This window comes from Cohnella lubricantis, assembly GCF_014212015.1.
Classification (GTDB): Bacteria; Bacillota; Bacilli; order Paenibacillales; family Paenibacillaceae; genus Cohnella; species Cohnella lubricantis.
The window spans coordinates 55,325-77,502 of sequence record NZ_JACJVN010000012.1; the positions used below are offsets into that span (position 1 = coordinate 55,325).

The window sequence follows — 22,178 nt, forward strand, 5'->3', positions numbered from 1 at the left end:
CTCTCCACACTCTCCCACGCACGCTCTTCTCGCAACGAAAGGCCGCTCCCGGCGGCGGTCTACGCCTGATCCGGGAACAGCCTTTGCGCTCATCTAAACATCTTCCATTCGCTCCCTGCTTACGGAAGCATCGTCGAACCCATCAGATACTTGTCAACCTCGCGGGCCGCTTCGCGTCCTTCGTTGATCGCCCAGACGATAAGGCTCTGGCCGCGGCGCATATCGCCGGCTGCGAACACCTTGTCGACGCTCGTCTTATACTTGCCGTAAGCGGCTTTGACATTCGTGCGGCGATCCGTCTCGAGACCCAGCTGGTCGATAATCGTGCGCTCAGGCCCTTCGAAGCCGACGGCGACGAGGACAATGTCGGCCTTCCACACTTTCTCCGTACCCGGGATCTCTTCGTAGATCTTGCGGCCTTGCTCGTCGACGTAGCGGCGGATCTGCACCGTGTGCAGCTCCTTCACGTTGCCGTTCTCGTCGCCGACGAACTTCTTCGTCAGGACGGAGAACGCGCGAGGATCTTCCCCGTACAGCGCCTTCGCCTCTTCGTGCGCATAATCGAGCGTGTACACATTCGGATACTCCGGCCACGGATTGTTGATCTGGTCGCGCGTGAGCGGCGCCTTCGGGTGCGTGCCGAATTGCGATACGCTCGTGCAGCCGTGGCGCAGCGCCGTTGCGACGCAGTCGGTGCCGGTGTCGCCGCCGCCGATGACGATGACATGCTTGCCTTGCGCTGACAGATAAGTGCCTTCCTGCAAGCCATTGTCCAGATAACTCTTAATCGTCGAGTTCAAGAAATCCATCGCAGGATAAATGCCCTTCAGGTTCGCGCCTTCCACATCGCCAATACCGCGTGCCTTCGTCGCGCCGCCGCACAGGACGACAGCGTCGAATTCGTCCTTCAACTGCTGCGAGGAAATGTCCTTGCCGATCTCCGTATTCGTCACGAACTTGATGCCTTCCTCAGCCAGCAGATCGATGCGGCGCTGCACGATGTCCTTCTCAAGCTTCATCGTCGGGATGCCGTACGTCAGCAAGCCGCCTAGACGGTCGGCGCGTTCATAGACGGTAACCGTATGTCCCGCTTTGTTCAGCTGCGCTGCGGCAGCTAGTCCCGCAGGACCGGAGCCGACGACGGCGACCTTCTTGCCTGTGCGCGTCTTCGGCGGCTGCGGAACGACCCAGCCTTCCTCGAAGGCGCGGTCGATGATCGCTTGCTCGATCGTCTTAATCGTCACCGGATCGCCGATCAGGCCGACGGTGCAGGAGCCTTCGCAAGGCGCCGGGCAGACGCGGCCCGTGAATTCGGGGAAGTTGTTCGTCTTGGCCAGACGCTCATAAGCTTCCTTCCAAAGCCCGCGATAGATGAGATTGTTCCATTCCGGAATCAGATTGTTAACCGGACAGCCTGATACGCTGCCGCCGAGCTCGATGCCCGTATGGCAATACGGCGTGCCGCAATCCATGCAGCGAGCGCCTTGCGTGCGGAGTTGATCTTCGGAGAACATACGGTGGAACTCGTTCCAATCCTTGATGCGTTCGAGCGGATCGCGATCGCTGGGCAGCTCGCGTTGATATTCCATAAATCCCGTAGGCGTCGACATCTTCTATTCCTCCATCTATCGGTGTCCTTGCATATTTATACAAACATACATTATTGATAGATCATCCTACCAGACAAACTGTGCTGTACACATGGATTATCTACTCAATTATTTGCATGATTTGCGCAATTAGCGTCTGCGTTCGTATACACAGAAATCAAACGGTATCGTATTCTTCTCATCCTGAACGCCGGGCGTCCGGGAGATGAGTACCCACTCGGCAGGATCCATCTCGGGGAAGAATGTGTCGCCTTCATAGCTGCGGTGGACCTCGGTGATCAGCAGCCGATCCGCCTTCGGCAGCGCCTGCCGGTAGATATCCGCTCCGCCGGCGATCATTAGATCGCCTGAACCATACTCTTCAAGCGCTTCGGCAAGCGAACGCACGAGTCGGCATCCTTCCGGTGCTTCCTCCATCGTCCGAGAGACGATCACATTCAGCCGATCCGGCAGCGGTCTCGGGAACGACTCGAACGTCTTGCGTCCGATCACGACGGTCTTGCCGATCGTTTGCGCTTTGAAGTAAGCCATATCTGCAGGCAGACGCCACAGCAGCCGATTGTCTAGCCCGATCGCACCGTTGTCGGCAACTGCCGCTATGAGAGTTATCGACATGATCTGCACCCTGCCTTTTGTAGTAATTCCATCATACCATAAGGGTCCATCGGTGACTACCGAACAATCGGCAACAATTCGGCGGTATTGTTCGGAGATCGAATACAAAAGGCGCCCACAAGGACGCCTCTGAACTATTTTATATTGCAACCGGTGCCTTGATGCCGGGATGATGCTGATAGTTCTGGAATTCGAAGTCTTCATACGCATAGTCGAAAATGCTGTCCGGCTTCCGCTTGATCACCAGCTGCGGCAGCGGATAAGGCTCTCGGGTCAGTTGCAGCTTCACCTGCTCTAGGTGATTGCTGTAGATATGCACGTCTCCGCCCGACCAGATGAATTCGCCAGGCGTAAGGCCGCATTGCTGCGCCATCATATGCGTCAGCAGCGCGTAGGAAGCGATGTTGAACGGCAGCCCGAGGAACGTATCGACCGACCGCATCGTTAGCATGCAGCTCAGCTTGCCGCCTGCAACATAGAATTGGAAGACGAAGTGGCATGGCGGGAGCTTCATCCGGTCGATCTCCGCCACGTTCCAGGCGCTGACGATATGCCGGCGCGAGTCGGGATTGCGCTTGATCGACTCGACGACTTGGGCGATCTGATCGATTGTCCTTCCATCCGCCGTCTCCCATGCGCGCCATTGAGAGCCGTATACCGGACCGAGATTGCCGTTCTCATCCGCCCACTCGTCCCAGATCGTCACGCCGTTATCGCGTAAGTATCGGGTGTTCGTGTCGCCCTTCAGGAACCAGAGCAGCTCGTGAACGACTGACTTCAGATGCACGCGCTTCGTCGTGACGAGCGGGAAGCCCTTCGACAGGTCGAATCGCAGTTGGCGGCCGAATACGCTGATCGTGCCGGTTCCGGTGCGGTCGTCCTTGCGGACGCCGTTATCGAGAATATCTTGCAGCAAGTCCAAATAATTGCGCAAATGCGAACCCACCTTTTCCGACAGGTAGTTGATTGAGTCTATCGTTACTGCTATCCATTCTATCACTAGAAGGTTCAATCTGTCGACGATGGCTGCCGCCGATCAACTCGGCTCCGTATACCGTTGCTGCCTGCGCAGCTTCCGTTGAACATGGCGTTCGGGAGCGCTCTCGAACAGCTTGCGCTCCTCCTCCGTCTCCGGATAGACCGGAGGCACCTCCGTCGGCTTGCCCTCTTCGTTCACGGCGACGAACGTGCAGAAAGCCGTCACTGTCGGCCGTCGTTCCCCCGTGAGCAGATTCTCGGAACGCACGACGCAGTAGACCTCCATGGACGTTCGGTGAGTCCACGTCACGAACGCCTCCAGTTCGACCGCTTCGTTCATTCGGATAGGCGTCATGAAATCGAGGCTGTCCGTCGAAGCCGTCACGACTCGGCTGTTGCTGTGTCTCATCGCGGCGATGACGCAGATCTCATCGATATACTGCATCAGCTTGCCGCCGAACATCGTGCCATGGTAATTCGTATCGGCGGGGAATACGAGCAGCGTCTGGATCGAACGCGACTGGCCGATCGGCTTGGCTTCCATGAGATTCACCCTGCTCTCTTCTGTTCGTGGAGAATCGAATAATTCAATTGTAGCAAAAGAAAGCTGCTTCGCAAACGGATCTCGGATCTCGAGTCCCGTCTTCGAAGCAGCCAATGTGTCATTCGCTATCGGCATTCATGATTACTTCTTCGGAGCAACGGTGTGGATCGGGTGGCCCATCGCGAGTTCCGCCGTATCCATCGTAATCTCGCCCAGTGTCGGGTGCGCGTGGATCGTCAGCGCGATGTCTTCGATCGTCGCGCCCATCTCGATGGCGAGTCCCAGCTCGGCGATCATCGTCGAAGCTTCTACGCCGGCGATCTGCGCGCCGAGCACGAGGCCTGTATCGGCTTCGGAGATGATCTTCATGAAGCCGTCTGCGCCGTCAAGCGTTACCGCGCGGCCGTTGCCGCCGAACGGGAACTTGCTGGACTTGACGTTGTAGCCCTTCTCCTTGGCTTCCTTCTCGGTATAGCCGACGGATGCGCATTCCGGATCGGTGAACGCGACGGCCGGGATGCACTTGTAGTCAACCTTAGATGGCAATCCTGCGATCGCTTCGGCAGCCACTTTGGCTTCGTAAGAAGCTTTGTGCGCCAGCGCCGGTCCAGGAACGATGTCCCCGATCGCATAGATATGCGGAATGCTGGTACGGCATTGGTCATCAACTTCAATCAAGCCGCGGTCTGTCAGCTTCATGCCGATCAGGTCGAGGCCCAGCTCGCCGTCGGTGTTCGGACGGCGGCCGACGGTTACGAGCAGATAATCGGCGGTGACGGACTTCGTCTCGCCGTTCACTTCGTACGTCACCGTAACGTCTTTGTCGGTTTGCTCGGCGCTCTTGGCCAGAGCGCCGGTCACGATCTCGACGTTGTTCTTCTTCAGCTTCTTCACGACGAGGTTGCTCATGTCCTTGTCGAAGCCCGGCAGAATCGTGTCCGCGCCTTCGAGGATCGTGAGCTGCGTGCCGAACTTCGCATACATCTGGCCGAGCTCGGCGCCGATGTAGCCGCCGCCGATGACGACCATGCTCTTCGGCACTTCCGGCAGCGACAGCGCTTCGGTCGAGGACAGAATGCGTCCGCCAAACGGGAACGCCTTCAGCTCGATCGGACGGGATCCCGTCGCGATGATGCAGTTCTTGAAGCGGTAACGAGGCGCTTCCTGGTCGTTGAACAAGCGGGCTTCCGTCTCGTTGATGAACATCACTTCGCCGCGGAACATCTCGACCTTGTTCGCCTTCAGCAGCATCTCGACGCCGCTGGTCATGCGGTTGACTACAGAGCCTTTGTAATCCTGCACCTTGCCGAAGTCGACGCCAACTTGGCCGGCGGACAAGCCGTACTTGTCGGCATGCTGCATCTCTTCGTAATGGTGAGCGGCGTTAATGAGCGCCTTGGACGGGATACAGCCGATGTTCAGGCAGACGCCGCCGAAATGGGCTTTGTCCGCGATAATGACCTTCTGGCCGAGCTGAGCGGCGCGGATGGCCGCGACATATCCGCCCGGACCGGCACCAATGACGAGCAAATCGATATCGAGAGAAGCGTCTCCTACGACCATGTCTTATACCTCCATGACGAGCAACTCGGGATCGGCGAGCAGCTGCTTGATATAGTTCAAGAAGTTCTGGGCTGTAGCGCCATCGATAATACGGTGGTCGAAGCTAAGCGACAGCGCCATGACGTGCGCCGGCACGATCTCGCCGTTCTTGATGACCGGCTTCTCCGAGATGCGGCCGGTTCCAAGGATGGCGACTTCCGGGAAGTTGATGATCGGCGTGAAGAACATGCCGCCGGCGGAACCGATATTCGTGATCGTGATCGTGCTGCCCTTCAGCTCGTTCGCGCCGAGCTTGCCTTCGCGGCCGCGAGCGGCCAGATCGCGAATCTCGTTCGAGATGGACCAAATATTCTTGCGGTCTGCATCGAAGATAACCGGCACGATGAGGCCGTTGTCCGTATCGGTTGCGATGCCGATATTGTAGTACTTCTTGTACACGATCTCGTTAGCCGCTTCGTCGATCATCGCGTTCATGCCCGGGAACTCGCGGCAAGCGGCGACGAGTGCCTTCACGATGAACGGCAGGTACGTCAGCTTGACGCCCTTCTTCTCGGCGATCGGCTTCGAACGGCTGCGCAGCGCGACGAGCGCGGATACGTCGACTTCGTCCATCAGCGTGACGTGCGGCGCTGTGTAAGCCGATTTGACCATTGCGTTCGAGATCGCCTTGCGGATGCCCTTGAACGGCACACGTTCTTCGACTCCAGGGCCGGCCTGTACGGCGCGGGCAGCGGAAGCCGCTTGTCCGGCTGCGCTTGGTGCGGCGGCAGCTTCGGCGGCAGTCGCAGCCGCGGCAGGAGCACCGCCGCCGGCGAACGCGAGCACATCGTCGCGGGTGATGCGGCCGTTCTTGCCGGAGCCTGGCACGGAGGCGATGGCGACGCCCTTCTCGCGAGCGAGCTTGCGCACGCTTGGCGTGGCGAGCACGAGCGCTTTGTCGGCTGCAGGCGCAGCTGCTGCCGGAGCCGGTGCGGCCGCCGCAGGAGCCGCTTCAGCGGCAGGCGCTTGCGCAGGCTGGCCTTTGGTATCGGCGCCGCCCGTTGCGGCGTCGTCCTGTGCGGGAGCGTCGGAGGCGTGAATCGAATCCGGCAGCTCGCCTTCGGCCTCGATGACCGCGACGACTTCGCCGACATGCATGACTTGGCCGTCCTTGCCGAACACTTCAAGGATCTTGCCGTTAACCGGACAAGGCACTTCTACGATTGCCTTGTCGTTCTGTACTTCCATGATGATATCTTCGTCCGTTACCGTTTGGCCCGGCGCGATGTGCATCTTGACGATCTCGCCTTCATGCAAGCCTTCGCCGAGCTCCGGGAAGCGATATTCGAATCGAGCCACGTCGAATCCCCCTGTCTAATTAGAACTGCAGCACTTCATTGACTTTCTTCACGATGCGAGCAGGCGTCGGAAGCCATTGATCCTCGATCTGGGCGAACGGATACACCGTGTCAGGAGGAGCGCAGCGCAGTACGGGCGCTTCCAAGTGCAGGATCGCCTTCTCGTTGATTTGGGCGATGATCTCCGCGGCGGCGCCGGCGGATTTCTGCGCTTCTTGAACGACAATCGCGCGGTTCGTCTTCTGGATGGACGCGACGATGGTATCGATATCGAGCGGCATCAGCGTACGCAGGTCGATGACCTCGGCTTTGACGCCGTTCTTCTCCAGCTCGTCAGCCGCTTTGAGCGCGGTATGAACCATAAGGCCGTATGCGATAATGGTGACGTCCGTACCTTCGCGAACGACCTTTGCTTTGCCGATCGGAACGGTGTATTCGCCTTCCGGCACTTCGTCGCGGAACGCCCGGTATAGGTTCAAGTGCTCCATGAAGAAGACCGGATCGTTGTCGCGGATCGCGGAGATCAGAAGCCCCTTCGCATCGTAAGGATTCGAAGGCACGATGACCTTCAAGCCTGGCGTCTGCATAGCGAGGCCTTCCAGCGCATCCGTGTGCAGCTCAGCTGCCTTGACGCCGCCGCCGAACGGCGTGCGGAAGACGATCGGCGCATTGTAGCGGCCGCCGGAGCGGTAACGCATGCGCGCAGCTTGTACGAACATTTGGTCGAGAGCTTCGAAGATGAAGCCGACGAATTGAATCTCCGCGACCGGACGGAACCCTTGGATTCCAAGACCGACCGCCATGCCGCCGATCGCGGATTCCGCGAGCGGCGTATCGAAAACGCGATTCTCGCCAAATTCGGCTTGCAGGCCTTCCGTCGCCCGGAACACGCCGCCGACGTGGCCGACGTCTTCGCCGAAGATGACTACGCTCGGATCGCGCTTAAGCTCGACCCGCATTGCGTCTTTAATGGCCTCAATCATATTCATTTGTGCCATGTTGCTAACTCTCCCATCTATGTTTTCTGAGCCGAACGTTTCGATTTAAAGCCAGGTCCGAGCAACGGCGCAAGAGGAGCAGTATTATTCTTCCGAACGCTTCGCTTCTCCAGAACAATACTGCTCTTGGCGCCTCTAACAGGCCTTTTAAATCAGAAATCGGCTTTTTGTTCTTCGAGGTGCTGCGGCGTGTTCTCGTACATGCTGTCGATTAGGCCGTGGATGGTCATTTTCTCCGTCTGCTCGGCTTTCTTGATGTGCTCGTTGACCGCGGCTTTGGCCTCTTCGCGAACGCGCGCTGTGTCCTCTTCCGACCACAGGCCCTTCGACTCGAGGTATTTGCCGAAGCGGATGATCGGGTCCTTCAGGCCCCATTCCGCTTCCTCGTCCTTCGTCCGGTACTTGGTCGCGTCGTCGGACATCGAGTGCGGACGGAAACGGTATGTCAAGCCTTCGATCAGCGTCGCGCCGCCGCCGTTCCGGGCGATCTCGGCCGCTTCGCGGACAGCCGCGATAACGGCCAGCACGTCCATGCCGTCGACTTGAACGCCGCGAATGCCGGCTGCCAGCGCCTTGTGGGCGATCGATTGCGCGCCCGTCTGCTTCGCATAAGGCGTCGTAATGGCGTAGCCGTTGTTCTGTACGAAGTAGATTGCCGGCAGCTTAAAGGCTCCCGCATAGTTCAAGCCTTCGTAGAAGTCGCCTTCCGAAGAGCCGCCGTCGCCGGTATACGTGATGGCGACGCGCTTCTCGCCTTTGAGCTTGAAGCCCATAGCGATGCCCGTTGCATGCAGAATCTGTGCGCCGATAATAATTTGAGGCATCAGGACGTTAACGCCTTCCGGAATCTGGCCGCCATGCTGATGGCCGCGGGAGTACAGGAACGCTTGATACAGCGGCAGTCCGTGCCATACAATCTGCGGCATGTCGCGGTAGCCCGGGCAGACGAAGTCGTCCTTCGTCAGCGCGTATTCGCTGCCGACCATCGTGCCTTCTTGGCCGGATACCGGCGCGTAGAAGCCCAGACGTCCTTGACGGCCCAAGTTGACGGCACGATCGTCCCAAGTGCGGGTGAAGACCATCCGGTACATAACTTCCTTCAATTGCTCGTCAGTCAGGTCAGGCATCAAATCTGCGTTGATGACTTCGCCTTCCGGAGACAGAATCCGCAGCGGGGTTACATCTTCCGAGTGCACCACGTGCGGCAGGGTTTGGCCCGGCATAGCCGGAGCGTCCAAAGAACTTTTACTCATTTTATCGCTCACCTCGTCTGGAATTGTGGAAGAGGAGTTTCTGTTATATCATTATTATAACGCTGTATAACTCATTTGGTCAAAGTAAAAAGGCTATTTCCCCCGATTTTATATGATTTTTAATCCATTGTTGTTCATAGTACAGATCATCTGTATTATAGATACAGTGTAATACAAATCAACTGGTTACAGCTGGCAATGCCGCTAAATGACAGCGATTTCACGTTTTTTTCGAACATCGTTAAGCCAAACCGAAGAGCGAAATTTAGCAGCTCCGCCCTTCCATATGGTGTACCCATGGCGCCCTTCCGGCATACTCTCACGCATTAACGAAAGGAAGATCCCGATGAGCGAACAACCGATTTTCAGAAGAACCATCGTCCGACATGTTGTGCCAAGCCGATATTTGCCCGAAGGAAGCCGCAGCATCCGCCTCTACCTCCCGCCCGGTTATCAAGAGGTGCTGAGCTACCCCGTTGTCTACTGCCAAGATGGAGAAGATTTCTTCAACTTCGGCCGTATTGCGACGTTCGCGCAGAAGCTGATCCTCGAGGATGGCTGGGAGCCGTTCATTATCGTCGGCGTCGATGTCGACAAGAAGCTCCGCACCTCCGAATACGCGCCTGGCGGGGAACGGCACGAGAGATATGTGCGATTTTTCGCGGAGGAGCTGGTGCCATTCGTCGAAAGTACAGTTGCCGTCCGCACAACGCCCGATGAGCGGCTGCTTGCCGGAGACTCGCTCGGCGCGGCTGTCAGCCTGTCGATCGCACTCGCGCGTCCGGATTTGTTCACCCGCATCCTCTCGCTGTCGGGTGCGTATTATGACGGCTCCGTTCAGTTGATCCAGACCGCCGAAGATCTGTCCTGGCTGTCCGTCTGGATGACCGTTGGCCTTCAGGAGAACGCGTACGAGACCGATCACGGCACGTTCAACTTCGTGCAGCTGAACCGTCTCGCCCGCCGCATGTTCGAGAGCCGCGGCGCGTTCCTCGATTATCGCGAGAAGGACGGGGAGCACAAGTGGGGCTTCTGGCAGTCGGAGCTGACCGAAGCGCTCGCCGCGTTCCTCGGTCCGGAAGCACATATGTAATATAAGCAAGCCGCCTTCGCCCCCGGATTCTTCCGGGTGACGGAGGCGGCTTGCTTTGCTTCGTTGACGGGATTCGCGTGCCGTTCCGGCGTACGAGCGTTCGGCCGAATGTCAGCCTTCGCCGATCCGTTCCGCAATCCGGCGAACGAGCCGCTCGCAGCCGACATTCACCATCTCATACACTTCCTCGAAGTTGCCCGTGTAATACGGGTCCGGTACATCCTCCAGTCCCAGCTCCGGCACAAGCGAGAGGAACCGAATGACCTCAGCCGGCGCATTCGGACCGATCACGGAACGGATGTTGCGTTCATTGCTGCTGTCCATCGCGACTAGCAGGTCATACTCCTCGCCGTCCTGCCGCCGAAGTTGGCTTGCTCTCATGCCGTCATAGGAGATGCCATGGCGGTCTAACAGCTGGCGGGTCCCTTCGTGCGGCGGTTTGCCAATGTGCCAATCGCCTGTGCCCGACGACGAGATCTCGATCCGATCCTCCAAGCCCTCTGCCCGAACCTTGTCGCGGAATACCGCTTCAGCCATCGGCGAGCGGCAGATGTTGCCGAGACAGACGAACGCTACACGATAAGTCATTTGCTTTATCCTCCTTACTCTCCTTCTCGCGCCAATGAATGAACCTCGCTTAGTTAACCGGGGTCAGATGTGGTTAACCCCTGTGCTTGCGCAAAGCGCGGCGAGGCAGCTTCCATTTGTAATGCACAGACAGCATTCGGAACGTCACGATAATGCCAAACAGAATGAGCAGCTCCCACGTGCTCCGGACATTCACCATCCCGATGGCGAAGCCGGCCGCGAGAGCCCACACCGCATAGATCTCGTCGCGCAGCACGAGCGGCTTGCGGCCTGCCATCATATCGCGAATCATCCCGCCGCCGATCCCCGTCAGCATCGCCGCAACCATCACCGCATTGATCGGGAGGTTCGCCTCGACGGCATATAATGCCCCTTGAATAGCGAACGCAGCTAAGCCGATCGCGTCGAAGAACGCCTCTGCCCGCTTCCAATGGTGAATCCACTTCATCGGCAGCAGGAACATGACGATGATCGATCCTAGCGCCGTGTTTAAGAACAAGCTCTCGTTCCAGAGCGTCGCCACCGGCGCGCCGATTAGCAGATTACGCACGACGCCGCCTCCGAACGCCGTCACCAATCCTAATACGATTACGCCGAGAATATCGTAATCCTCTTCCATCGCTACGATGGCGCCGCTAGCCGCGAACGCGATCGTACCGATCAGGCTGAATAATTGAAACACGTCCCAATCCAACGACTCCGCCTCCGAATTTCGACGAATGATTCCATTTTGGCGAACGCACGAATCGATCCGAATCCATAATGTATTCGCGGCCATTCGATACTCGCGTTATACTAAGATTAGCACAAGCCCGTTCGTCGAATAAGGACGAATCGAATCGCGCTTAATATTTAATTAGGTTAAACAAATGCACTCATCGTCACAAAGGAGGTATCGACGCCATGACTTCAGCAGCACTACGGCGCGCCATTATCTTCGCAGGCGGCGAGCTTGGCGAGTGGGCGGCAGCTCTCATTCAACCGAACGATTATATAATAGGCGCTGACCGCGGCGCACTTTATTTAGCCGAATCCGGTCTTCCTCTCCATCTGGCAGTCGGCGATTTCGACTCTATCGACCCCCAACAGCTTGCCTATGTACGTCAGCATGCCGGCGAGATGCTGGCTTTCGATGCCGTCGACAAGGATTGGACGGACAGCGAGCTTGCGCTGCGTGAAGCTCTCGCCCGCGGCTGGCGCGATGTCGTCATCGTCGGCGGCTTGGGCAGCCGATTCGATCACACGCTGGCTAACGTGTATTTGCTCTGCCTGGCAGCGGATGAGGGCTGTTCAGCCGTCCTGGTCGGCGAACACAACGAGATCCGCCTGCTGACCGGCCCCGGCGAGTGCCGGCTGGATGCCGATCCGCGCTTCGAACACGTGTCCCTGCTCCCTATTGCGGGAGAAGCAGCCGGGATTACGCTCAGCGGCTTCGTCTACCCGCTGAACGATGCGACGCTCCGCATGGGCATGACGCTTGGCGTCAGCAACAAGCTCGCCGGAACCGAAGGCATCGTCGAGCTTGGCGAAGGGCGTCTGCTCCTTATCCGCAGCCGAGATTGACGGAGCGCGCCCGGGGCAAAGCCCGGCAGCGTATCAACCATCCAGGCGGAATAACTGAGGTATGGGGATATACCTGCTGCTATACCTCCACGGTCATCCCTTCCCTCGCGAAGCGCACGCTTGAAGGAAGTCCATAGTCTCGGCGAAGATCGATGTCGTGCGACTGATGCGTGAACACCGCCGCCTTCGCCCCTGCTTCCTCGACGAGCTGCAAGCCTTCGCGAACATCGTACAGCGATCGCGTCTCGCGCGGATACGGCTCGTCGTAGAAGCTCGTGCCCAGCACGAGCAGCGTCAATCCCTGCAGCGGACGCTTCTCGGCTTCGGACAAGTCGAACGAATCCGGGCAATACGCCCAAGCCTTGCCGCTGCCGTCTTGCTTCTCGAATCGATAGGCGTACGCATACCCGTTCTTGCCGTGGTTCACGCGCCAAGGCCATACTTGCCAGCCGCCGTACCGCAAGCCCTCATCGCAAGCGGACAGCTTCAGCCTGCGTCCGACCCAAGGGTATCGCGCCAGCACCTCCGGAATCACCTCGGCAGGAGCGCGCAGCTCAGCCGTCAGATCGAGCCACCGGCAAGCGTCCGCCCACTCGACGAGACCGCCGATATGATCATAATGGGCATGCGTCAGCAGCCCTTGCTTCACCTGGCGCACGCCAAGCCGCTCCATCTGCCTGCGCCAATCCGGGCCGCAATCGATGAGCAGCGGCTGCTCCCCTTCTTCCTCGAGCCAGACGGATGGCCGCAGCCGAACGTTCATGCCGGTCGTGCGCGCCTCCGAGCATACTTCGCAATCGCAATAAACGCGAGGAGTCCCCAATGAATCCCCGTTGCCTAGAAATGTGATCCTCATCGTTTAAGCCGCACACTCCTCGCTATTAAATCGGCAGAAGCGCGACGCGGTCGGCCGATTCGAGCCGCCCCATCATCTCGTCCCATTCCCGGGGCTTATTCGGCAGCGCCGAGTAGTACCAGCGCAGGAACTTGGCGGGCAGCTCCGACGGGAGCGAATCCTGCGACTCATCGGCCGGCCGGAAGCAGAAGTCAAGGCCGCGCACCGCTTTGCCCTCATGGTCCCAGGAAGGATGCACGTATTCGAGGTCCAGCTTCTTGAAGCCCAGATGAGAGAGCACCTCGCGGCGAACAGCCGGATGCATCGGAGCGACGGAGCCGAACGACAAAGACGAGGTCTCATCCGCCGCCGGATCGTATATCTCCGCGAACATCCCGAGCGACTTGGTTCCGGATTCCTCCTCCAGCTGCCGAAGGTGCTTCTCGCGCTCCGTCAGCAGATATCGGCCGATGCCGAGCCCGGAACGCCCGATGATCGTGAAGTCCGTCATCGCCACGCGAAGCTCCGAACGATACCGATATTCCGTCGCGCCAACGACCTCACCGTCCAGTACGGCGACATACACTTGAATGGTCGGATCCTGAAGCGGCTCCCTCCACAGCTCGAAGGACAGCACTTCCTCCGGCGGGAACACTTCCCCCATCAACTGATGCATCTTCGCAAAATAAGGATCGTCCACGGACGAGATTTTCCGATATTCCAACATGTCTCTTCCTCCAGCTCCTCGCATCTCCATTATGGTCAACTCAACACTCTTAACTTTAATATAGCCCTGCGGTGAAGAGCAATCGAATCTGATCACAAAAAAAACAAAAAAGCCGCCGAATCGACAAGCCGGATTCGCCGGTCGATCAGCCGCTTCGTTACCCTTGCGGGCCGGATAGGAACGGATTGCGCCATTCCATAATCGCCGCGTTGTTGCACGATTCCTCGTCATCCAAGTAATCGCGGACGACGCCGACGGGCGTGCGCCCATTCTTCAGCAGGAACGTCAGCACCGGGTCCTTGCGTTCGCCTCGTGCCACTTCTTCCAAGTAAGCCTCCGGCGATATGCGGCCCGCAACGAGATGGTAACCGGGCATGCGGCCGGCTCCGAGCAGCCTGCGGCAGCCGAGATGAACGACCGTCTCATACATGGATTGCATGAGCCACCTGCCGAGGCCGAACCGCCGGTACGCCGGCATGACGCCGATATCGACGACGTACAGCGTATCGCCGTCCGGCTCGTGATTGCGGATGTAGCCTTCGTCTGTGACGGAAGCCCAATCATGCTTCTCCGCATGGCCAAGCGACCGCCGCATGCCCGTCATCGAGCCGACGATCCGCCCCTCCATCTCCACGCATAGCGCGCCTTCCGGGAAGCGGGTGACGTGCTCGCGGATCTGCTCGTCGTTCCACCACAGCTCCGGCGGATACGGCGGCGGGAAGCAAGCCTTCTGCACTTCGATCAGCCCGTCTATATCGGCGAGCGTATAGTTGCGGATGACCGCTGGCGCCATGCGCTCGCCATCCGTTGCGATCCAGCTTTTGAACATTGGCATATCTCCTTCAATGAATCCGCGGCGGTTAATCCCAATCGGTGTACAGATCGGTCCGGCGGTCGCGCCACGTCGTTACGGAACCGGCCTTCCGGACGTCCTCCAGCAGAGACAGGTCCAGATCAGCCGTGATGAGCATGTCTGCGTTAATCTCTCCCTCGGCCAGCACTCCGCGTGGAGGAAACGGAATGTCGTTCGGCGTAATGACAGCCGCTTGGCCGTAGTTCGCCCGCATGAAGTCAACGCCGCGAAGCGAGCCGACCGTGCCGGTCGTCACGATGTACACCTGGTTCTCCACGGCGCGCGCGTGGCAGCAATAGCGGACGCGGTAGAAACCGTGCCGATCGTCCGTGCATGACGGGCAGAAGATGACGTCCGCGCCGAGCGCGCGGACCATGCGGACGATCTCCGGGAACTCGATGTCGTAGCAGGTCAGCAGGCCGATCGTGCCGTATTCCGTCTCGAACACGGCGACTCCCTCGCCCGGCTCGACGTTCCATTCCTCGCGCTCCGTCGGCGTAATGTGAAGCTTGTCCTGCGTGAAGATGCGCCCGTCCGGCGCGAACAAGAAGGCCGTGTTGCGCAGCTTGCCGCCTGAGCGGGTCACATGCGTACCGCCGATAATGTACATGCCGTATTCGCGAGCGAGACCGCCGAACAGCTCCTTGTAGGCGTCTGTATAATCGACCAGCTTGCCGACAGGATGACCTCGGCCGGTCGCGTCGCCGATCGCGAGCAGCGGCGTCGTCACGAATTCGGGGAACAGCACGAACTTCGCGCCATACTCGGAAGCGTTCCGAACATAGTGAACGACTTGATCGCGGAAATCCTCGAAGCTGTTCGCGTCCTTGAGCTCAAATTGGACTGCGGATACTCTTATTTTCGACATCTATATCTCTCCTCCGTCAACAACGCGCCTGCACTAGAATGAGTTCAACTGGCGCGGGAATTGCAATACAATGGTCGTTCCATTGCCCTGCTTGCTGAACACTTCGACCGTTCCTTCATGAAGATCAACGATCTTCTTGGCGATCGACAGCCCCAATCCGCTGCCTCCCGTCGAACGATGGCGGGCTTCGTCCACGCGGTAGAAGCGTTCGAACAAGTACGGGATCTCGCTCTCGGGGATCCCGATGCCGTAATCAGTCACTTCAATCTTCACCATGCTGCGGACGAACCGAACCCGTACGTCGATCGGTTCCTTGCTGTACTTGATCGCATTGTCGATCAAGATCTGCAACAATTGGCGAATCTTGTCCTTGTCGCCCACCATGACCGCGGAGCCGCTCGGATGATGAACCCGAATCTCACGCTGGAACGTCGTGCCGAGCACCGATGCGAGCTCCTGCACGACTTGCGCGACATCGAACCGGCTCTTATGCAGCCAGTCGTCCTGTTCCGCTTCCGCGAGCATGAGCATGGAACGGGTCATTCGCTTCAGCCGCTCCGTCTCTTGTGCGATCGCCTCGACCGCTTCGTCGCGCACCGCTTCGTTGTCCCGCCCCCAACGCTTGAGCATATCGGCATAGCTGCCGATAACCGTCAGCGGCGTCTTCAGCTCATGCGACGCGTCGGCGACGAACTGCTTCTGCCGCTCGATGTTCCGATCGATCCGATCGATCATCTGATTAAACGCGCGAATGAGCTGCGCCAGCTCCACCGACTCTTCGTTGCCCATCTTCACTTTATGAAGCACGCCGCTCCGGTCGATCTCGCGCATCGTCTGCACCATCTGGCTGATCGGTCCGGTCAAGCGGGAAGTGAACCAGTACGTTCCGAAAATCGCGAAAACAACAGCGCCGACACTCGTCACGCTCAGCGCTCCGATCAAGATCTGCAAGTAGCTGTCCAGCACCGTGAGCCGCCTGACGCCTTCCACGACGCCGATCAGCACATTGTTCTGGTAGATCGGCTCCGAGTAGATCAGCACCCGCTGGCGGCTAATGCTCACCGTATCGGAACGGGTCACATTGCTGACGACGGGAGTGATCGACATGAGTTCCTTGTCATAACCGACCGAATTGATCACTTCGGAATCCTTCGCCACGACGCGAATGATCTCATTGGCGTTGTACAGATCGGATAGCAGCTTCGGATCGGTCAAGTTCGTCATCTGATTCTTGTGAAGCGACTCGACGACGAGATCCGTCTTGCTGGCGAGCAGCTGCATCTCGCTGCGAGTCGTCACTCGAATGACCAGGAAGTAGACGAAGATATTATAGAGCAAGAGAATCAGGATAAGCCAAAATACCGTGAATAGCGTGTATCTGGAACGAAGCGTCATGCGTCAGGCTCCTTCACCATATAACCGACGCCTCTAACCGTATGCAGAAGCTTATGCCGGTAGCCTTTGTCCATCTTCTGTCTTAAATACCGAATGTACACGTCGACGACGTTCGTGTCGCCGATGTATTCATAGCCCCAGACGTCGGACAGAATCTCGTCCCGCGTCTTCTCTTCGTTCTTGTTCCGGGCCAGATACAGCAGCAGCTCGAACTCGCGCGGCGTCAGATCGATCGCGTGGTCTTTGCGGAACACCTTGCGCGTGAGGAGTTCGATCGTCAAGTCGCCGATACGCAGCACGTCTTCCGTCTCCCCTTCGCGGGAGGATTTGAAGATCCGCAGAATGTTCCGCACCCGCGCGAGCAGCTCTTCCATGGCGAACGGCTTCGTGACGTAGTCATTCGCACCGTGCTCGAACCCGCTCACCTTGTCCGGTACCGTATCCCGTGCGGTAAGAAGGATGATCGGCACCGTATTGTCGCTCTGCCGAATCCGGCGCAGCACCTCGATGCCGTTCAGCTCTGGCAGCATGACGTCCAGCAGCAGCAGATCCCAGCCGCCTTCCATCGCCATCTCGAGCCCTGTGCGGCCGTCCTTGGCGCGGCCAACTTCATAGCCTTCATGCTCGAGCTCGAGCTGGAGAATGCGCGCAATGCCGTCCTCGTCTTCAATGATTAATATCTTCTCACTCATTTAGATTAGCACCTCTCTATGACTCCATCGTTCCTTATCTTCGGCCGCAGCCGAAGGATTAAGCCAACCTTATGGGTCTGCAGCAGACTTGGAACGCTATATGTCTCGTTGATTCAACTCCATCTCAACATCCCTATTGTACCATGGCTGTCCACAACCATCGACGTCCTCCTTGAATCGCCTTCCAGCGGTGCTGCGGAGAAGAAGTCAGGCCCTTACCCACTCCGCTTGAATGAAGCGGTCAAGCCGTGCGGACAGCCGATCGTCCGACGGGTAATGATCGCCCTGCCATACCGCACGAACGACAGCCGCGGCGGGCATGAGCGGAATCCCGAGCAGCGGCTTGCGCGGGAAGGAAGCCAGCCAATCGGCGCGGTGCGCAAATTCGTGATCCCGGTTCGCGATCCAGCCGAACGGGATCGTGCGGATACGCGCTTCTTCCTGCATTCGCGCCGCGGCGCGCTGCCGGCGGGCGCTCCACTTCGTTGGCAGGCAGTCCGCCGCAATATAGATGCGATCAGCGTTCTGCGCGACCCACTCCGCGACGCCCGGCGTCTCCCAGCGGCTCGACACATCAAGCAGCACGATGCGCGGCCCCAGCCGCCGAAGCCAATCGGCGAACGCTCGCTCCGGCGCCCTTAACCCGGCCGCGTTCGGGTCGAGCGGATAGATGGACGCCGAGCCCCGGCGCCAGGCCGGCGTCGCGGGACGTTCGCCAGCCGGATCGGCGAACACGGCTCGGCTCGGCATCTCATTCTCGCCGTCCATGGCATAATAGAGCTCCCCATCTCCGCCTGGGCACTCTACCAGCGCATGCGGCGCTTCCAGTTGTCCGAGACGCCCGGAGATTAAGCTCGCGATGAAGCTGGCGCCGGCGCCCGGATAGGCGGAGAGGAAGGCGATCACCTCCGGGCGGTTCGACGACGTCCGCTTGATCGTTCGAGCACCGCCTGGCTGGCTCGCCTCATCCAGTCCCCTATCGGCTTCGATCTCGATCCGCGCCTCCGATGGATGCCGCGCTGCGAACGCACATAGCTCCTCGTACAGCTCGGCGGCTCCGGCGGGACGGCCATCCGGACGTTCGGACAGCAGCCGCTCCAGCAGCTCCGCGAACAGCGGCGGCACGTCCTTCCCGAGCTTCGTCAAGCCCCCGCTCCTCCGGTAAGCGAATTCGCCGCCGCTCAAGAGGAAGTATGCGAGCGCGCCAAGGCCGTACAGATCCGTCCTCGCATCCGATTGCTCGCCTCGCAGCTGCTCTGGCGCGGCGAACCCCGGCGTTCCCAGCTTCATCGTATCTGCCAGCGCGTCCGGACGGTACAGCCGCGCGATGCCAAAGTCTACGAGGATGGCGCGATCCTTCGGATCAATCAACACGTTGCCGGGCTTCAGGTCTCGGAACACGACTGGCGGCTCCTGCGCATGCAAGTATCTCAATGCATCGCACAGCTGAAGCATATAGCGCAGCCACATGGCGAACGGCATGGCGCAGCCAAGCTGCATCCACCTGGAGCCGACCGTCTCTCCGGCAATATAATCCATGACGATGCACGCCGTGCCTTCGCGGTCCGGCGGGAAGTAATCGACGATCTGAGGCAGATGCGGATGCTGCAGCCGGCCGAGCAAGCGCGCTTCCGCGATGAAGGCGTCCCGGTCCTCCGGGAGCGGCTTCGTCAGCTTGACCGCGCGCAGCTTGCCGCCTAAGCGGACGTCTTCGGCGAGATGGACGCTGCCCATCCCGCCTTGCCCGATCGGGCCGAGCAGCCGGTACCGATTCGCCAGCAAGCTGCCGGGCTCCGAGCGGTACACGTCAGCCGTCTCGGCTCGTTCTGACTGTTCTCCTCGTTCTGACCGTACTCCTCGTTCTAACCGTACTCCTCGTTCCGGCCGTTCTCCTCGTTCTGCCCAATCGAATCGTTCGTCTCTTCCGACATTATTGTTCTTCTCGTCTAACCCCGCCAAATCTCCTCACGCTCCATCGTCGGGACGGCTCCCTATAATGATTCGCAGCCCATATTCGGTTTGAGGGTGTCGCGCAACAGCCCAAAAAAAAAATCCCGCGCTGGAGGCGATCGTCGACGGTTAACGTCGACTCGCTTCCGGCGCGGGATGCTTTCCCGCTTCCGTTCTATGGCTTGCGTCTTACCAATAGTGTAACCTCTTCGCGGTTATGGAACAACTGTTTGACCTTCAGCACGTCGAAAGCTTCGCTGTACTCCTCCGTCAAATCGGCGATCGTCTGGAGCGGCTTCTTGTACATTAGCTTCAGCGTGATGATTCCTTTGCCGCCTGCCGTCAGTGCAGGGGCGAGCTCGGATACGATCCGGCACGTATGGTGCGGATCCCAGCTCATGTCGCAGACGAGCAAGTCGAACGAACCGGGCGCGAACGACAGCTCGGCGGCGTTGTTGCGCAGATGCCGCAGACGCGGATGTCCTTCAAGCGACGGGTGCATCTCCGCCGGATCGACGGCCGTCACCTTGACGCCGCGCTCGAGCAGCACGGACGACCAGCCGCCCGGCGCAGCGCCTAAGTCGAGCGCGTTCACGAAGCCGTCCAGCGGCAGGTTGAACGCGCGCTCAGCTTCGAGAAGCTTGAAGGCGGCGCGCGAGATGAGCCCTTCCTCGCGTCGGAACCGGACAGCTCCGCCCGGCCAGTCCGACAGATTGGCCTTAGGTTCGGACAGGCCGATATACAGCGACTTCTTGGCCGCGTAGACCGATAGAATCCAGTGCGCGTCCTTCGCGACCGGGTCGCCGCCAAGCTCCCGCACGACAGGCGCGACAGCGTCGCGCCCTTCCGCCGACGAGAACGGGAACGGGCTGTCCTGCGACTTGCGCACCTGGATAGCGATCTTGCGACCTGCGATCTGGTCTGCGAGCGTCCGAACGAAGCTCTCCATGGCGGCTGCCGTTGCCTCAGGGTCCGAGCTGATGTCCGTCTCGCTGCCGATCGGGAACAAGTGCCGCAGGAAGATCGGCTCCTCCTTGCGCAGCGAAGCGATCAGCTCCTCGTTCGGCAGACCGCCGACCGACAGCCGGAACGTCTCGCCGGGCGCCAATCCCGACAGCTTCGCGCCGGGGATGCGCCTTCTCAGCTCTTCCATCGCATAAGGGGCGAAGCCGGGATTGGATGTTGCGATATAATCCGTCATTGCGTTATTCCTTTCCTACCTGAATCCAGGGGCGATCGTTCTGCCAATCGACCGTGACAGGGACGTCGTATGCCGACCGCAGCAGCTCGGGTGTCAACACTTCCCGCTTCGGGCCGGCCGCGACGATGCGTCCTTCCGCCATTAACGCCACATGCGTGAATACGGGGATGATCTCTTCGATATGATGCGTGACATAGAGCATGGACATGCCCGGCTTCGCAAGTCCGGCGAGCGCATCCAGGAACCGCTCGCGCTCGTACAGGTCAAGGCCTGCGCAAGGCTCGTCCAATATGAGCAGCTGCGGATCGGCCATCATCGTTCGGGCGAGCAGCACCTTCTTCCGTTCCCCCTGCGACAGCGTGCCGAACGGCTGCTCCGCCATATGCGCGAAGCCGACGCGGGCCAGCTCCTGCTGCGCGCGTTCGCGAATCTCCGGCTCTACTTCTTGATAGATCCGCAGATACCCGTTCGCGCCGCCGACGACGATCTCCCATACGGGATCGCGCAGCGTGAATTTCTCGATGAGCGACGGGCCGATATAGCCGATGCTCTTGCGAACTTCGCGCAGATCAACGGTGCCGTACAGGTTGCCAAGCACCGTGACCTTGCCGCTTGTCGGGAACAGATACCCGTTGATCATCTCCAGCACTGTCGTCTTGCCGCAGCCGTTGCGGCCGAGCAGCACCCAATGCTCTCCTTCGTTCACTTGCAGATCGACGCCGCGCAGAATGTCTCTCTCCCCGCGGCGAAGCGTCAGATGGTCCAGCTTAATCATGAATTGCGCTCCTCCCCGGTTATTCTCCCATGTCCGGCTTGCCGAATGCGAGCGGCCAGCTCGACTACCGAGCCGAACTTATATATTTTGCTCCACGAGCCGTCCGTCTCCCTAATGAGCAGGCACGGCACGCTCTCGATCCGGAACGCCTCTGCGAGTCCTGGCATGAAGTTCAAATTGGCGGCGTCTATCGTGAGCTCCGGCATCATCGCCTCCACGACCGCCAGCATCTTGCGGGCAACCGCGCAGGTGCCGCATAGCGGGGTATGGATGAGAATGAGATCGGGCACGCCGCTGACTTCAGCCGCGCCGGCTTCTCGGACTTCGTCTCCAGCGAATAACGCCTTCTCCCAATTGCCGGGTTCCCGCTCTCTCATCGGCCTTTGGCTTCCTTCGCGGCGGCTGCGGCATCTGCCGCTTCCCGCAGAATATCCTCGGTCATCGGCCCGTCATGCACGATGACGCCGGCCGGCGACGCCTCGAGAAGCGCGCGCACCATCTGGGCTCTGCCCATCAAGCTCGAGGAATGAACGAACACCTGCTTCGGATAACGCGCCGCCGCTATCATGCCGTGGACGACAGACAAGCCGTTCGGCAGGCCGATCCCGAGCTCGAAGTCAAGCGACAGCACATTCACTTCGCATTCCGCCAGCAGGAGCAGACATTCCTCTGCCGATCGCGCAGCCACGAAACCTTCCGGACAGCGGCGGACGTCGTCCAAGAATACATTAATCACGGCT

General features: G+C 59.4%; 23 protein-coding genes. 2 read left to right on the forward strand and 21 right to left on the reverse strand.

Annotated features, from left to right (window positions below):
• Positions 1–119: 119 nt before the first annotated feature.
• The 8 genes from H4Q31_RS02405 to pdhA all read right to left on the reverse strand — a co-directional run bounded on the left by H4Q31_RS02405 (position 120) and on the right by pdhA (position 8,868).
• Positions 120–1,610 carry a glutamate synthase subunit beta gene (locus tag H4Q31_RS02405; protein WP_185177473.1) on the reverse strand — a complete coding sequence of 497 codons (1,491 nt, stop codon included), beginning with the start codon at positions 1,608–1,610 and terminating at the stop codon, positions 120–122.
• A 129-nt stretch (positions 1,611–1,739) separates the two neighbouring features.
• Positions 1,740–2,225: a dihydrofolate reductase gene (locus H4Q31_RS02410; protein WP_185177474.1), complete on the reverse strand. Its 486-nt coding sequence runs from the start codon at positions 2,223–2,225 to the stop codon at positions 1,740–1,742.
• A gap of 139 nt (positions 2,226–2,364) precedes the next feature.
• On the reverse strand, positions 2,365–3,159 hold the full coding sequence (gene thyA, locus H4Q31_RS02415) for a thymidylate synthase (protein ID WP_185177475.1): 795 nt from the start codon (positions 3,157–3,159) through the stop codon (positions 2,365–2,367).
• A gap of 102 nt (positions 3,160–3,261) precedes the next feature.
• On the reverse strand, positions 3,262–3,747 hold the full coding sequence (locus H4Q31_RS02420; RefSeq protein WP_185177502.1) for an acyl-CoA thioesterase: 486 nt from the start codon (positions 3,745–3,747) through the stop codon (positions 3,262–3,264).
• Between the two features lie 141 nt (positions 3,748–3,888).
• On the reverse strand, positions 3,889–5,310 hold the full coding sequence (gene lpdA / locus H4Q31_RS02425) for a dihydrolipoyl dehydrogenase (RefSeq protein ID WP_185177476.1): 1,422 nt from the start codon (positions 5,308–5,310) through the stop codon (positions 3,889–3,891).
• Positions 5,311–5,313: 3 nt separating this feature from the next.
• Positions 5,314–6,648, reverse strand: a complete 1,335-nt coding sequence (locus tag H4Q31_RS02430; protein ID WP_185177477.1) for a dihydrolipoamide acetyltransferase family protein — start codon at positions 6,646–6,648, stop codon at positions 5,314–5,316.
• Between the two features lie 19 nt (positions 6,649–6,667).
• Positions 6,668–7,645: an alpha-ketoacid dehydrogenase subunit beta gene (locus H4Q31_RS02435; RefSeq protein ID WP_185177478.1), complete on the reverse strand. Its 978-nt coding sequence runs from the start codon at positions 7,643–7,645 to the stop codon at positions 6,668–6,670.
• A gap of 152 nt (positions 7,646–7,797) precedes the next feature.
• On the reverse strand, positions 7,798–8,868 hold the full coding sequence (pdhA, locus tag H4Q31_RS02440; protein ID WP_185177503.1) for a pyruvate dehydrogenase (acetyl-transferring) E1 component subunit alpha: 1,071 nt from the start codon (positions 8,866–8,868) through the stop codon (positions 7,798–7,800).
• A 376-nt stretch (positions 8,869–9,244) separates the two neighbouring features.
• On the opposite strand from pdhA, the gene H4Q31_RS02445 reads away from it, so the two are divergent.
• Positions 9,245–9,991 (forward strand): alpha/beta hydrolase, encoded by a 747-nt coding sequence (locus H4Q31_RS02445; RefSeq protein ID WP_185177479.1) that lies wholly within the window; start codon positions 9,245–9,247, stop codon positions 9,989–9,991.
• A 111-nt stretch (positions 9,992–10,102) separates the two neighbouring features.
• Here the strand turns inward: H4Q31_RS02445 and H4Q31_RS02450 are convergent, their stop codons facing one another.
• Entirely contained in the window at positions 10,103–10,579 is a 477-nt protein-coding gene (locus H4Q31_RS02450; protein WP_185177480.1) for a low molecular weight protein-tyrosine-phosphatase, read from the reverse strand.
• 73 nt (positions 10,580–10,652) lie between these two features.
• Positions 10,653–11,273 carry a trimeric intracellular cation channel family protein gene (locus H4Q31_RS02455; RefSeq protein WP_245347341.1) on the reverse strand — a complete coding sequence of 207 codons (621 nt, stop codon included), beginning with the start codon at positions 11,271–11,273 and terminating at the stop codon, positions 10,653–10,655.
• 209 nt (positions 11,274–11,482) lie between these two features.
• Between H4Q31_RS02455 and H4Q31_RS02460 the strand changes: the two genes are divergently transcribed.
• Positions 11,483–12,142 carry a thiamine diphosphokinase gene (locus H4Q31_RS02460; RefSeq protein ID WP_185177482.1) on the forward strand — a complete coding sequence of 220 codons (660 nt, stop codon included), beginning with the start codon at positions 11,483–11,485 and terminating at the stop codon, positions 12,140–12,142.
• Between the two features lie 79 nt (positions 12,143–12,221).
• On the opposite strand, the gene H4Q31_RS02465 is transcribed toward H4Q31_RS02460, so the two are convergent.
• The 11 genes from H4Q31_RS02465 to H4Q31_RS02515 form a co-directional block, all read right to left on the reverse strand.
• A complete protein-coding gene (locus H4Q31_RS02465) occupies positions 12,222–12,998 on the reverse strand; it encodes an MBL fold metallo-hydrolase (RefSeq protein WP_185177483.1) in 777 nt (258 codons plus the stop codon).
• Between the two features lie 25 nt (positions 12,999–13,023).
• Positions 13,024–13,701, reverse strand: a complete 678-nt coding sequence (locus H4Q31_RS02470; protein ID WP_185177504.1) for a GNAT family N-acetyltransferase — start codon at positions 13,699–13,701, stop codon at positions 13,024–13,026.
• A 160-nt stretch (positions 13,702–13,861) separates the two neighbouring features.
• Positions 13,862–14,533 (reverse strand): GNAT family N-acetyltransferase, encoded by a 672-nt coding sequence (locus H4Q31_RS02475; RefSeq protein WP_185177484.1) that lies wholly within the window; start codon positions 14,531–14,533, stop codon positions 13,862–13,864.
• Between the two features lie 31 nt (positions 14,534–14,564).
• Positions 14,565–15,425: a carbon-nitrogen hydrolase family protein gene (locus H4Q31_RS02480; RefSeq protein WP_185177485.1), complete on the reverse strand. Its 861-nt coding sequence runs from the start codon at positions 15,423–15,425 to the stop codon at positions 14,565–14,567.
• A 33-nt stretch (positions 15,426–15,458) separates the two neighbouring features.
• Positions 15,459–16,820, reverse strand: coding sequence for a HAMP domain-containing sensor histidine kinase (locus H4Q31_RS02485; RefSeq protein ID WP_185177486.1), 1,362 nt, complete (start codon positions 16,818–16,820; stop codon positions 15,459–15,461).
• Positions 16,817–17,512: a response regulator transcription factor gene (locus tag H4Q31_RS02490; RefSeq protein ID WP_185177487.1), complete on the reverse strand. Its 696-nt coding sequence runs from the start codon at positions 17,510–17,512 to the stop codon at positions 16,817–16,819. The genes H4Q31_RS02485 and H4Q31_RS02490 overlap by 4 nt, the downstream gene beginning before the upstream one ends.
• Positions 17,513–17,719: 207 nt before the next feature.
• Complete coding sequence (locus tag H4Q31_RS02495) at positions 17,720–19,471, reverse strand: serine/threonine protein kinase (RefSeq protein WP_185177488.1); 1,752 nt, start codon at positions 19,469–19,471, stop codon at positions 17,720–17,722.
• A 166-nt stretch (positions 19,472–19,637) separates the two neighbouring features.
• Complete coding sequence (locus tag H4Q31_RS02500) at positions 19,638–20,663, reverse strand: 23S rRNA (cytidine(2498)-2'-O)-methyltransferase RlmM (protein WP_185177489.1); 1,026 nt, start codon at positions 20,661–20,663, stop codon at positions 19,638–19,640.
• 4 nt (positions 20,664–20,667) lie between these two features.
• Entirely contained in the window at positions 20,668–21,438 is a 771-nt protein-coding gene (locus H4Q31_RS02505) for an ABC transporter ATP-binding protein (protein ID WP_185177490.1), read from the reverse strand.
• Positions 21,435–21,815, reverse strand: a complete 381-nt coding sequence (locus tag H4Q31_RS02510) for a thioredoxin family protein (protein ID WP_221626706.1) — start codon at positions 21,813–21,815, stop codon at positions 21,435–21,437. Before H4Q31_RS02510 ends, H4Q31_RS02505 begins: the two co-directional genes overlap by 4 nt.
• Positions 21,812–22,174 carry a cyclic-phosphate processing receiver domain-containing protein gene (locus tag H4Q31_RS02515; protein WP_185177491.1) on the reverse strand — a complete coding sequence of 121 codons (363 nt, stop codon included), beginning with the start codon at positions 22,172–22,174 and terminating at the stop codon, positions 21,812–21,814. Before H4Q31_RS02515 ends, H4Q31_RS02510 begins: the two co-directional genes overlap by 4 nt.
• Between the last annotated feature and the right edge of the window lie 4 nt (positions 22,175–22,178).

Bases quoted from the DNA above. Each gene is read 5' to 3' on its own strand.
- H4Q31_RS02405 (WP_185177473.1), bottom strand. From the start codon at position 1,610: ATGTCGACGCCTACGGGATTTATGGAATATCAACGCGAGCTGCCCAGC.
- H4Q31_RS02410 (WP_185177474.1), bottom strand. From the start codon at position 2,225: ATGTCGATAACTCTCATAGCGGCAGTTGCCGACAACGGTGCGATCGGG.
- H4Q31_RS02420 (WP_185177502.1), bottom strand. From the start codon at position 3,747: ATGGAAGCCAAGCCGATCGGCCAGTCGCGTTCGATCCAGACGCTGCTC.
- lpdA (WP_185177476.1), bottom strand. From the start codon at position 5,310: ATGGTCGTAGGAGACGCTTCTCTCGATATCGATTTGCTCGTCATTGGT.
- H4Q31_RS02435 (WP_185177478.1), bottom strand. From the start codon at position 7,645: ATGGCACAAATGAATATGATTGAGGCCATTAAAGACGCAATGCGGGTC.
- pdhA (WP_185177503.1), bottom strand. From the start codon at position 8,868: ATGCCGGGCCAAACCCTGCCGCACGTGGTGCACTCGGAAGATGTAACC.
- H4Q31_RS02445 (WP_185177479.1), top strand. From the start codon at position 9,245: ATGAGCGAACAACCGATTTTCAGAAGAACCATCGTCCGACATGTTGTG.
- H4Q31_RS02450 (WP_185177480.1), bottom strand. From the start codon at position 10,579: ATGACTTATCGTGTAGCGTTCGTCTGTCTCGGCAACATCTGCCGCTCG.
- H4Q31_RS02460 (WP_185177482.1), top strand. From the start codon at position 11,483: ATGACTTCAGCAGCACTACGGCGCGCCATTATCTTCGCAGGCGGCGAG.
- H4Q31_RS02465 (WP_185177483.1), bottom strand. From the start codon at position 12,998: ATGAGGATCACATTTCTAGGCAACGGGGATTCATTGGGGACTCCTCGC.
- H4Q31_RS02475 (WP_185177484.1), bottom strand. From the start codon at position 14,533: ATGTTCAAAAGCTGGATCGCAACGGATGGCGAGCGCATGGCGCCAGCG.
- H4Q31_RS02480 (WP_185177485.1), bottom strand. From the start codon at position 15,425: ATGTCGAAAATAAGAGTATCCGCAGTCCAATTTGAGCTCAAGGACGCG.
- H4Q31_RS02485 (WP_185177486.1), bottom strand. From the start codon at position 16,820: ATGACGCTTCGTTCCAGATACACGCTATTCACGGTATTTTGGCTTATC.
- H4Q31_RS02490 (WP_185177487.1), bottom strand. From the start codon at position 17,512: ATGAGTGAGAAGATATTAATCATTGAAGACGAGGACGGCATTGCGCGC.
- H4Q31_RS02500 (WP_185177489.1), bottom strand. From the start codon at position 20,663: ATGACGGATTATATCGCAACATCCAATCCCGGCTTCGCCCCTTATGCG.
- H4Q31_RS02505 (WP_185177490.1), bottom strand. From the start codon at position 21,438: ATGATTAAGCTGGACCATCTGACGCTTCGCCGCGGGGAGAGAGACATT.
- H4Q31_RS02510 (WP_221626706.1), bottom strand. From the start codon at position 21,815: ATGAGAGAGCGGGAACCCGGCAATTGGGAGAAGGCGTTATTCGCTGGA.